This is a genomic window from Streptomyces sp. NBC_01216, assembly GCF_035994945.1.
GTDB lineage: Bacteria > Actinomycetota > Actinomycetes > Streptomycetales > Streptomycetaceae > Streptomyces.
Genome location: NZ_CP108678.1, coordinates 141,107 through 152,565 on the forward strand (window position 1 = coordinate 141,107; position 11,459 = coordinate 152,565).

Annotated in this window: 7 protein-coding genes; all 7 read left to right on the forward strand. The window is 73.2% G+C overall.

Annotation, left to right across the window (positions count from 1 at the left end; translation table 11 throughout):
* Window positions 1-49: 49 nt before the first annotated feature.
* The 7 genes from OG393_RS33185 to OG393_RS33215 all read left to right on the forward strand — a co-directional run bounded on the left by OG393_RS33185 (window position 50) and on the right by OG393_RS33215 (window position 11,356).
* On the forward strand, window positions 50-2,185 hold the full coding sequence (locus tag OG393_RS33185; RefSeq protein WP_327378780.1) for a hypothetical protein: 2,136 nt from the start codon (window positions 50-52) through the stop codon (window positions 2,183-2,185).
* 370 nt (window positions 2,186-2,555) lie between these two features.
* Entirely contained in the window at window positions 2,556-2,729 is a 174-nt protein-coding gene (locus tag OG393_RS33190) for an FxLD family lanthipeptide (protein WP_079170879.1), read from the forward strand.
* Between the two features lie 88 nt (window positions 2,730-2,817).
* The gene (locus tag OG393_RS33195) at window positions 2,818-5,901 is read left to right on the forward strand and encodes a lantibiotic dehydratase (protein ID WP_442817444.1); all 3,084 of its coding nucleotides are present in this window, start codon (window positions 2,818-2,820) and stop codon (window positions 5,899-5,901) included.
* Window positions 5,898-7,163: a lanthionine synthetase C family protein gene (locus OG393_RS33200; RefSeq protein WP_327378781.1), complete on the forward strand. Its 1,266-nt coding sequence runs from the start codon at window positions 5,898-5,900 to the stop codon at window positions 7,161-7,163. Before OG393_RS33195 ends, OG393_RS33200 begins: the two co-directional genes overlap by 4 nt.
* A 17-nt stretch (window positions 7,164-7,180) precedes the next feature.
* Window positions 7,181-9,256 (forward strand): methyltransferase, FxLD system, encoded by a 2,076-nt coding sequence (gene fxlM, locus OG393_RS33205; RefSeq protein ID WP_327378782.1) that lies wholly within the window; start codon window positions 7,181-7,183, stop codon window positions 9,254-9,256.
* A gap of 76 nt (window positions 9,257-9,332) precedes the next feature.
* Window positions 9,333-10,490, forward strand: a complete 1,158-nt coding sequence (locus tag OG393_RS33210) for a hypothetical protein (protein WP_327378783.1) — start codon at window positions 9,333-9,335, stop codon at window positions 10,488-10,490.
* Window positions 10,487-11,356 carry an endonuclease/exonuclease/phosphatase family protein gene (locus tag OG393_RS33215; RefSeq protein ID WP_327378784.1) on the forward strand — a complete coding sequence of 290 codons (870 nt, stop codon included), beginning with the start codon at window positions 10,487-10,489 and terminating at the stop codon, window positions 11,354-11,356. Before OG393_RS33210 ends, OG393_RS33215 begins: the two co-directional genes overlap by 4 nt.
* The last annotated feature ends 103 nt before the right edge of the window (window positions 11,357-11,459 follow it).

The following is an 11,459-nucleotide window of genomic DNA, read 5'->3' on the forward strand; positions in this document are numbered from 1 at the left end:
GAGAGCGAGATCTGACCTCCCACCGGACACGACGAAAGGCTTCTCGGTGATGACCGAGCCGACCCCCGGGGCCCCGCGCCCGCCCACGACGGTGACCAACACGATCGCGGACTCCGGCCTGCACACGGCCGTTCAGGCCGGCACGATCGGCTCGGTCCATCTCCACCAGCCCCAGAACACCCCGCCGATCCCCCGCCAGGTGCGGCCGGTCCCGGCTTCGTGGACCGATCGCGAGCGGGAACTGACCGGGATCACCGCGTGGATCACGGCGCAGCCCGACTACGTCGTACCGGTCGTCCTCATCCACGGGCCCATCGGTGTCGGCAAGACGTCCTTCGCGGAGCGGCTGGTCCACAGCCTGACCAACCACTACCCCGGCGGCCAGCTCCATGCCGACCTCGGGGGCGCGGGAGGGCCGGCCCGCGTGAGCGACGTCCTGGGCCGCCTCTTGCGCGCCGTGCAGCCCGGTCCGCTGCCCGCCGGCGAGGAGCTCGCCAACTGGTGGAGGTCGGCGACCGCCGCCCGGTCACCGGTCTGCCTGCTGCTGGACGGCGTCACCCACGCCGACCAGATCCGCGCCCTGACGCCCGGCGGTGCGGGCCACCTCGTAGTGGCCACGAGCCACCGTCCGCTCCCGGAGCTCTCCGCCGAGGGCGCCGCCCTCCTCGCCCTCGGCCCGTTCGACCACGGCGCCGCCCGCGCCTACCTGTCCCGCTGCCTGGGCCCCGACCGGCTCCACCAGGAGCCTGAGGCGGTCACCAGGCTCATCGCCCTCACCGCCGGCCTGCCCGCAGGTCTCGCCCTGAGCGTCACCCAGCTCACCCGCAACCCCACCCGCCCTCTGTCCGCCGTCGTCGGCGCCCTCGACGCCAGCCGGGCCCGGACCGCCGCCACCACCACCAGCCCTGGAGCCCTCGTGTCCGCCGCGCTCGACACCGCGTACTCCGACCTCGACCGCACCGCCGCCCGCCTCTACCGCAAGGGCGCGTTCCTGCCCGGCGACACGATCGACAGCCACCTCGCCGCCGCCATCACCGAGCGGACCCCCGCCGAAGCCAGTGCCGACCTCGCCGACCTCACCGCCTCGGGTCTGCTCGTCCGGGACACCGACCACCCCGTCCGCGGACCCGTCTTCAGGTACCCGGGCCCCGCCTTGGCCCACGCCCGCGAGCACGCCGCCCGGGAGGAGACCGACGGCGCCGACACCGAAGCTCGAGTCCGCGCCACCGACTGGTACCTCGCCACCGCGACCGCGGCCGAGCGGCTGCTGACCCCCAGCCACCGGCACCTCGACCGCACCTACGTCTACCCTCCCCAGCACCCCGCGGAGTTCGCCGACCGGCAGGCCGCCCGGTCCTGGCTCGACGCCCAGTCCGCCGACCTCATGGCCACCATCCGCTCGGCGTACGCCGCCGGCCGGTACGGGGCGGTGTGGCAGCTCGTCCACGCCATGTGGCCCTGGTGGCGCGCCGCCAGGGTGTACGACCTGTGGATCGAGGCGCACCGCCTCGGCCTGGAAGCCGCCCACCTCTACAACAACGCGCTCGCCGAGCAGGAGATGCGCAGCGCCCTCGGCGTCGGCCTGCGCGGCATCCACCGTTTCGACGAAGCGATCGGGTGCTTCACCGAGGTCCTCGCCGGGGCCCGTACTCGGGAGGACGCTCGAGGCGAGGCACAGGCGCTCCACGAACTGGGCGCGACCAACTTCGAGGTTGGCCGGGCCGAAGAGTCCGTCGGCTACCTGGAGCAGGCCCGCACCCTGCGCGAGCGCCGGGAGGACCGCCGCGGCGTCGCCCTCACCGACATCCTCCTCGCCCAGGTCCACCTCGGCCGCGGCAACGCCTCGACGGCCATCGCCGTCCTCGACGCCGCCCGCGCCGCCCTCATCGAGGTCGCCGACCCGCACGACGCGGCCCGCGCCCTGGCCTGGCTCGGCCGAGCGCACTCCCTGGCCGGTCATCACGAGGAAGCCGACAGGGCGGGGCGAAGGGCGCATGGGGAGTTCGTCGAGCACGGCGCCCCGCAGTGGACCGCACGCAGCCTGGAGATGCTCGGCCAGACCGCGGCGGCTGCCGGGCGGGCGGAGGACGCGGTCTCCCTCTACACCCAGGCTCTGGAGCAGTACAGCGGCCTCAGCACCGTGGACGCGGAGCGCGTCCGCCGCCAACTGGAGGTGAGCCAGTGAACTGCGGAGTCGCGAAGTTCGCACGCCCCTTCGACTGGAGCGGACGGCAATGCGGCCATCCGGCCCATCCGGGAGCTCATCGCACTGGCCGGCCGGTTGTACGGGGTCGTCTACGGCCTGCTGGCCGAGTCCGGCGCGGCCTTCCGCACTCTGGCGGCGACCAGCGGTCCAAGCGTCACCGGACCGCGCGCTCAGCCTTCCTGCCCCCGGACCACCTGCCCTGGTGAAACCGGAAAAGCTTCCCGCCGCATTTTCGCGTCGGGTTGGCCAGAACCCGGCGGACGGAGCCAGCCCTCCGGCTACGCTCCGGCCGCCAGCCTCTGGCAGCGCCACCAAGTCAGCAACACTCGTTCATCAACAAGGAGTTGACATGACGCGCAACATCGCGCAGAGCACCACCCAGGTCCAGGAGCCCGTGGCCCAGGAGGACGGCTTCACCCTGAACGTCGGCCTGCTGGAGGTCTCCGACGCCGCCGGGCTGACCAACCTGACCGACGACAACTGCGGCACCACCTGCGGCGCCTGCACCACCAACGTCGCCTGACCTGGCCCATCCGGCCTGCTGGCCGGGGCCGCCACACCGATGGTGCGGCGGCCCCGGCCGCCTTCCCACCCGGCTCAAGGAGGCATTCGTGACTGCACCACCGGCATTCCGGGCCGGCGCGACCGCCCTCGTGCGCGCCGTCGCTCGACCGGCCCAGGTCGAGGCTCCCTTCCCGGACTTCGACGACCGCCCCCTCCCCGACGCCGGTCAGGAAGACATCACCGCCAGCCGTCTCGCGTGGGTGCGCGCCGTCTGGAGCAACGCCGCCCTGGTCGAGGCCGTGCGGCACGCCAGCCCGGACCTGGGAGCCCAGGTCAAGACTCTGTGCGAATCCCCGGCTCCCTCCGGGCGCGACGTGCGGCGCGTCGGGCTCTCCCTGGTCCGTTACCTGCTTCGGGCAGGGCACCGGGCCACGCCGTTCGGTCTGTTCGCCGGCGTGACCACGGCCGCCTTCGGTGACAGGACGGCCGCCGTCTGGGGCGAGGACCATGTGGTTGTCGCGCGGGCCGGCGCTGAGTGGCTGTCCCGGCTGGTCGAGCAACTGGAGGGGAGCGGAGAGCTGCTGCCGTGGCTGTCCGTCATGGTGAACAGCACGGCCTTCGTACGGGACGGGAACCTGATCGTCCCGTACCAGGACGACGGGCGACGGGCGGTGGAGGCGTCGGTCGAACTGTCCGCCCCGGTGCGCAGTGTCCTTGCCGCGGCGGGGACACCGATCCGGTTCGAGGACCTGGCCGGGAAGCTGGGGGCGGAGTTTCCCGGCGTGGTGCCCGAGCGGGTCCACGGACTGCTGGCAGGGCTGATCCGGCGTCGCGTGCTGATCACAAACCTCCAGGCGCCGGCCACCGAGACCGACGCCCTCGGCTACGTCCTCGCCCAGCTCGACGCGGCCCGGGCCGGCGCCCTCGTCCCGCTCGCCGGAACGGTCAGAGAGCTCCGCGCCATCCGTGCGGGACTGCACCAGTGCGCCTCGGCGGATGACCGGGAGGCGGTGGCCGCCCGGATGCGGCGACTGGTGCCGGGCCTTCACCGCCACCCCTTGGCGCTCGACCTCCGCCTCGATGCACACCTCCGGCTCCCCGGCGAAGTGGCGCGCGAGGTCGAGCGGGCCGCCACCATCCTCACCCGGCTCAGTGCCCGCCCGTACGGGGGCCGCGGGCTGGGCGAGTATCACCAGCGGTTCTATGAGCGGTACGGCATCGGCACGATGGTGCCCCTCCTCGACGTCGTCGCCGACAGCGGCATCGGCTACCCCGACGGCTACCCCGGGGCCCCGGCCGGCGCCCACCGACGGCGGATCTCCCCCCGGGACGACGCCCTGGTCCGCCTCGCCCAGACCGCCGCGCTCGACGGGCACGACGAGATCGTGCTCACCGACGAGATGGTGGACGCGCTGGACGTGGGACCGAAGGAACCGCGGGTGCCGCCGCACCTGGAGCTCGGCGTGCGGCTGCACGCGGCGAGCATCGACGAGATACAGCGCGGCCGGTTCACCGTGGAGGTCACAAGCGTGTCCCGTGGCGCCGGGGTGAGCACGGGCCGCTTCGCCAGCGTCCTGGATCCCGCCGCGCGGGAGACGCTGTGCGCGGAGCTGGCCGACCTGCCCACCGCCGATTTCGGCACCGACCCCGCCCAGCTCTCCTTCCCTCCGCTACTGCCCGACACCGCGCACGTCACCCGAACCCCCCGCATCCTGCCGCTGCTGATCAGCCTGCAAGAGCACCGGCCGTCCGCCCCAGACGTGCTCACTCCTGCCGACCTCGCGGTGGCCTGCGACGGCCGCCGGATGTACCTGGCCGCCCCGGGTCTCGGCCGTCGCATCGAGGCCGTGGGCATGCACGCGCTCAACCTCACCGAGCACACCCCGCCGCTGGCCCGGCTGCTCACCGAGCTCTCGCGCGGCCAGTGCGCCCAGGTGACCACCTTCGACTGGGGAGTTGCCGCGACGGCGCCGTTCCTCCCGCGCCTGCGCTACGGCCGCATCGTGCTCTCCCCGGCCCGGTGGCGGGTGGAAGCGGCCGACCTGCCCGGCCGGGACCGGCCCACGGCAGAGTGGAACCTCGCGCTCTCCGAGTGGCGCATCCGCCGACGCCTGCCGCAGCATGTGCAGCTCGTCCAGGGCGACCGGCTACTCCCCCTCGACCTCGACCAGGCCGCCCCCCGCAGTCTGCTGCGCCGGCAGCTCGACCGCGCCTCCTTTGTGGTGCTCACCGAGGCGCCGGGGCCGCAGGCGTACGGCTGGAGCCAGGGCCGGGCCCACGACATCATCGTCCCCCTCAAGGCGACCCGGTCCGCCGAGTGGCCGCCGCTGCCCCAGCCGGCCCCGGCCCGCACCCTCGCGCGGGCCCAGACGCAGATGCCGGGCATGTCCTCGGTGCTGCTGGCCGCCCTGTACGGGGACCTGCGCCGCCAGGACGCCGTGCTGACCCGGCACCTCCCCGACCTCCTTGGCCGGCTCGGCTCTCCCCCGTGGTGGTTCATCCGCTTCCGCGACCCCGACCAGCACCTTCGCCTGCGCATCGCTCTGGCGGACCCCGACAGCTTCGCGGACGCCGCCCGCACGGTGAGCGCGTGGGCCGACGAACTCCGCACGGACGGGCTGCTGGCGGACCTGCGCTACCCCACCTCCTACCGGGAGATGGGCCGCTGGGGCTCCGGGAGTGCGTGGGACGCCGCCGAGGAGGTGTTCCGGGCCGACTCGCGGGCCGTCGTCACCCAGCTCTCCCAGCCCCGGCGCCCGCAGCAGCGCACACTGGTGGCCGCCCACACCTTCGCGATCACCTCGGCGTTCCTCGGCAGCCCGCAGGCCGGCGCGCGCTGGCTGATCGACCACATCCCGCACCGGGCGCCGAAGCCGATCCCAAGGCCGCAGTTCACCGAGGCCGTCCGCCTGGCCGACCCGCGCGACAACTGGGCTGCACTCCGTGCGGTCCCCGGCGGCGAGGCGATCGCCGCGGGCTGGGCCGACCGTAGCGCCGCGCTTGCCGCCTACCGCGAGCACCTGCCGGGCCCGGACACCGAAGGCATCGCCCTGGACGACGTCCTGACCTCCCTGCTGCACACCCACTTCGTACGGCACGTCGCGGTCAACTTCCCCGAGGAGGAGATCTGCCTCCACCTCGCCCGCGCCGCCGCCCTGGCCTTCAACGCCCGCCCCGGGAGGACCCGGTGAACCACGACACCGCCCTCGGCCTGTCCGCGGGCATCGCCGACCGGCTCGCCCACCCCGACACCGCGCCCGCCACGGTGAGCACAGATACCGTCCGGCAGCACCTTGCTCTCGGGCCGATCGGCATCGCTCTGCTGCACATCGAGCGGGCCGCAGCCGGCCTCGGGCCCTGGCAGCGCGCCCACGACTGGCTCGCGGCCGCCACCCGCCGGCCGTTCACCAGCGGCGCCGACAGCCACCCCTTCTACGGCGCCCCCGCGCTCGCGCACGTCCTGGCCTGCGCCGCCGAAGGTCTCCCCGGCGCCTACGCACGCGACCTCGCCCTGCTGGACCGGCAGGTCCTCGACGACGTCCAACGCCGCCTGGACGCCGCGCACCGCCGGATCGACACCGGGCAGCTCCCGGTGCTCGCCGAGTTCGACGCGATCCGCGGGTTGACCGGCTTCGGCGGCTACCTCCTGCGCCGCGACCCGGCGGGCCCGGCCCTGCGATCGGTTCTCGACTACTGCGTACGCCTGACCGAACCGATCACCCATGAAGGGGACACCCTGCCGGGGTGGTGGACGCTCACCGGGCCTTCCGGGCGGCCGGACGACCGTTTCCCCGGCGGCCACGGCAACTCCGGCATGGCCCACGGCATCGGCTCCGTCCTGGCCCTGCTCGCGCTCTGCGCCCGCCGCGGCACCGCGGTCAGTGGCCACCGCCAGGCTCTGCGCACCATCCTGGCCTGGCTCGACCGCTGGGAGACGACCAGCGCGCAGGACCGGACCTGGCCGTACTGGGTCATCCGCGACGAGCTGCGCACCGGTCGGCTCGCGCCCGCCGGTCCCCGGCGTCCCTCGTGGTGTTACGGCACCGCCGGCGTGGCGCGCGCCCAGCAGCTTGCCGCCCTCGCGCTCGGCGATCCCGCCCGCCGAGCGGTCGCCGAGAACGCCCTCCTGGACGCTCTCACCGACCCCGAGCAGTTGTGGGCCACCACGGACTTTGGCCTGTGCCACGGCTTTGCCGGGCTCGCTCACCTCACCGTCCGTACCGCCGCCGACGCCGCGCCCGAGACTGCGAACCGGCTCCGTGCCGTTCTGCCCGACCTGCTGGCCACCCTGCTGCCGCTCGGCTCGAAACCCGAGGACGCGGGCGCGGCACTCGTCGATGGCCCCGGCGGCGCCGGGCTCCTTGACGGCGCCGCCGGTATCGGGCTCGGCCTCCTCGCCGCTTCCGGTACCGCCCCGCCCCGGACCCGCTGGGACTCCTTCCTGCTCGTCTGACTTCCGAGAGGACCTTGATGCCCGCCGACCACTGGCAGCAGCACCAGATCACCTTCCCCGACCGGCAGACCGCGCGCGCCGCCATCGCCGACCGTCTCGCCCCTGTACTGCGCGAGGCGGAAGCCGACCGGCAGCTCAGCGGCTGGTGGTTCATGAACAAGCAGCCCTGGCCGCTGCGGTACCTGGCCGACCACCCCGCTCCGGCCGTATCGGCGCTGCTGGACGACCTGGTCGCGGACGGCGTCGCGTCCTCCTGGACGACCGGGATCTACGAGCCGGAGACGGATACCTTCGGTGGCCGGCCCGCCATGGCGGCCGCGCACGACCTCTTCCACGAGGACAGCCGCCACCTCCTCGCCTACCAGGTAGGCCCCGGCCACCTGGACCGTCCGGAGATGGCCGTCCTGCTGCTGAGCAGCATGATGCGCGCCGCGAACCTCGACTGGTTCGAGCAGGGCGACGTGTGGAGCAAGGCCGCCGCCCTGCGCCCCGGCACCCCGGTTCCCGGCTTGTCCGAGACCCTGCTGCCGGCGATGCGGAAGCTGATGACCACCGAGGCACGCAGCCTGTGCCGGGCGGGCGGGCCGCTGGACGGCCACACGCAGTGGATCGCCGCCTTCGAACGGGCGGGCACGGCCCTCGCCCACCTCGCCGCGCGGGGCGAACTGACCCGCGGTCTGCGCGCCGTCATCACCCACCACGTGATCTTCCACGCCAACCGGGCCGGCCTGCCGGCCGCAGACCAGCACACCCTGTTCCACATCGCACGAGAGGCAGTCATGGGATCGAGTGACAACACCGCGTCCACCAAGGCCAACACCCCCGCCGCCGATAGCGTCAGCGCGGTGAACACCGACACGCTCACCACACCCGAAGCCGACGCCGAGCGCCTCCGCAACGCGCTGGTCGACCAGATCAAGACCGAAGGCCACGCCCGCACCCCCGCCGTCGAGGATGCCCTGCGCACCGTCCCGAGGCACCGGTTCGTCCCCGACGCGCCGCTCACCGACGCCTACGCCAACGCGCCGGTGAACATCAAGTACGACACCGACGGCACCTCGATCTCCTGCGCCTCCCAGCCCAGCGTCGTCGCCCTCATGCTCGACCAGCTCCAGGCCCAGCCCGGCGAGCGCATCCTCGAACTCGGTGCCGGCACCGGCTACAACGCTGCCCTGATCGGCCACCTCGTCGGCCCCGACGGACACGTCACCACCATCGACGTCGACGACGACCTCGTCGAAGGCGCCCGCGCCCACCTCGCCGACACCGGCTTCACCAACGTCCAGGCACTCACTCGCGACGGCGCCCTCGGCCACGCCGAAGGCGCACCCTACGACCGGATCATCGCCACCGTCGGCGCACACGGCATCCCGCCCGCCTGGCTCGAACAGCTCGCCCCTGGCGGCCGGCTCGTCACCCCTCAGCGCCTCAAGGGCAGCGTCTCGCGCTCCATCGTCTACCAAGAGCGCGACGGCCGCTGGATCTCGTCCGGCTCGCAGATGAACACCTTCATGCCGCTGCGGCGCGGCATCGCCGACGACGACCGCCGCGTCATCCCCCTCTCCACGCAGAGCACCGTGCGCCTCCAGGCTCCCGCCGGGCAACAGATCGACGCCGAAGCCCTCGCCGGCGTCCTGGAACAGCCGCGGACCGAGCAGTGGACCGGGATGAAGGTCCGCGCCATGGAGAGCCCGGAGTGGATGGAGCTCTTCGTCTCCTGCTCGCTGCCCTCCGGCCTGATCCGCATGCTGTTCCCCCAGACCGCCAAGGGCACCGTGCTCACCGAGGACCCCTACCCCTCCTCCACGGCCGCCGTGGACAAGGGCGCGCTCACCTACCTCACCCGGCGCCTGCTGGACGAGAAGACACCCGAGGGCGGCAAGCTCTGGGAGTTCGGCGTCGTCGGCCATGGCCCCGGCAGCGAGGAACTCGCTTCCCAGGTCGCCGACGCCATCCGCACCTGGGACCGCGAGTACCGCGGCCGGGAAGCCGCCTTCGAGCTCCTGCCGCTCGACGCGCCCCCCGTCGACCAGCCACCCGGCACGTTCGTCCTCGACACCCCGCTCAACCGCGTCCTCGTCACCTGGCAGTAGCCCCCCGGCGCGGGGCCGCCGCCGATCGGCGGCGGCCCCGCGCCTCCCCTCGCCGTTCCCTCCCCGGGAGTCCCACATGGACCCGTACGCCTCCATAGTCCGGCGCTTCCCCCTCGTCTCCCGCTTCCGCCCCGCCTGCCTGCCGCTCCCGCAACGCGTCCGCGCCCTGGTCGAACTCTCCGCCACGGCCCAGACGAAGGCGGACCAGGGCCTGGCGTCCGCGGTCTACAACCAGGCCGCGCTCCTCGCCTCCGACCTCGGCCTGCCCGACCTCGCCCGCCAGTGGTGCCACCAGCACGCCGCCGCCTACCTCCACGCCACCCCCCTCCCCGGCATGACCGCGATCCGAGCCCTCGAACCCGTCGTCAACCTCGCCCGCCTCCAGATCCGCGCCGGCAACACCGACGACGGCCGCCACCGCCTCCTGAACCTCTACGACGCCGTCAGCAACGCCGTCCCCGCCGAGTTCGAAGGCGTCCGCATCCCCGCAAAGCTGACCACCAGCGACACCGACCGCGACGAGGTACGCGCCTGGCTGTGGCGGGTGATCCTCGCCGACGGCACCCGCACCCTGACCACCGCCGGCCGCTGGACCGAGGCCCTGGCCCACATCGAGAAACACCACGGCCTCGGACTGCGAATGCTGGACGGCCGGCAGGTCGCCGTACTCGCCGCCCTCCACGGCGACCCCGACCACGCCACCGGCCTCGTCGCCCAGACGACACCCGGCGAACCCTGGGAGAACGCCGTCACCACCTGCCTGGCCGTGATGTGCCGCCAAGCCACCCACCGCCCCGTCGACGACCTGCTCCCCGAGCTGGTGAACAGCTACGTGCAGCGCGAACCCGATATCGGTACGACCGTCTTCGACACACGCCTCGGACTGACCGTCCTGGACCTCCTCAACCAGTCCGACAGCCCCTCAGCACACCTCGTCGCCGAGGAACTGCACCGCCGGACCATGGCCGCGACCGACGGCTACGCCGCCCGCGAGTGCCTGGCCAACCCCCGGTTCACCGCCCTCGTCTCCTCCGGGGAAAGGAACGCCGCCCGCGACCTGGTCCACGCGTGCGGGCTGGACGACGGAGGACTCCCTCAGACCTTGGCCGCCAGGTTGGTCCATGCGCTTCGGGCCAGCAGCGGAGTGATCCGTGAAAGCGTGGCGTCCTTACGACCCGTTCAGCAGATGCCCCAGAGCGAGGCGTTGCTCGACGAGAAGGGCGCCGCCCGATGAGCGCCCCCACCGAGCAGCTCTCCCTGATCGCCCCGGAAGAACCCCCGCACGCCCCGGCCGACGACGCCGTACGGATGCTGCTGTTCAACGCCGAGCACGCCTCCCCGGAACGCTCCCGCCGTCAGGCCGCCTGGGTCGCCGCCCAGGAGGACGCGGACATCGCCGTCTTCACCGAGGTGTCTTCCACGCAGGGGGGTGCCGCTCTCGTCACCGCGCTGGGCGAGCGCGGGTACGCCACCGTGATCGCCCAGCAGCTGGCGGAAGCCGACTACCGCACGGTCATCGCCTGCCGCACCGCCGCCGCCCACCCGGTTCAGAGCCCCGTCGCCGTCACACCCCATCGCGCCCCGGCCGCCCGCGTCACGATCGGCGGCCACGACATCGGCGTCCTCGGCCTGTACGTGCCCTCCCGCGGCCCGAAGGACCAGCGCAACGTCGCCAAGCGCGCCTTCCAGGAGGCGGTCACCGAGAGCCTGCCGCAGCTACGCGCCGCCTTTCCGGACATGCCCATCATCGTGGCCGGGGACCTCAACGTCATCGAGCGCGGCCACCAGCCCCCGCACAAGGTATTCGGCGAGTGGGAGTACTCCTTCTACGACTCCTTCCAGGCCGCCGGCCTCACCGACGCCTACCGGCATCTCCACCCCGACAAGGTCGCCCACTCCTGGTACGGACGCAGCGGTAACGGCTTCCGCTTCGACCACCTCTTCATCTCCACACCCCACGCCGACCGCCTCCTCGCCTGCGACTACCACCAGGAAGCCCACGAAGAGGGGCTGACCGACCACGCGGTCATGACACTGGGCCTGGGGCTGCAGTCCACCCCAAGCGGACAGGGTGAAGCCCCAGCTACGAGCTCTGGCTGACCGCCAACCGCCGCAACGCCCGAACGTCGGCGTTTCGGCCAACCGCCCCCGAGCCGCGTGCCCTTACGCGGCAAGGGTCGGTGCACCGCGCACCTTCGGAAAC

Coding starts and splice junctions, on each gene's coding strand:
- fxlM (WP_327378782.1), top strand. CDS start 7,181: ATGCCCGCCGACCACTGGCAGCAGCACCAGATCACCTTCCCCGACCGG.
- OG393_RS33215 (WP_327378784.1), top strand. CDS start 10,487: ATGAGCGCCCCCACCGAGCAGCTCTCCCTGATCGCCCCGGAAGAACCC.
- OG393_RS33185 (WP_327378780.1), top strand. CDS start 50: ATGACCGAGCCGACCCCCGGGGCCCCGCGCCCGCCCACGACGGTGACC.
- OG393_RS33190 (WP_079170879.1), top strand. CDS start 2,556: ATGACGCGCAACATCGCGCAGAGCACCACCCAGGTCCAGGAGCCCGTG.
- OG393_RS33210 (WP_327378783.1), top strand. CDS start 9,333: ATGGACCCGTACGCCTCCATAGTCCGGCGCTTCCCCCTCGTCTCCCGC.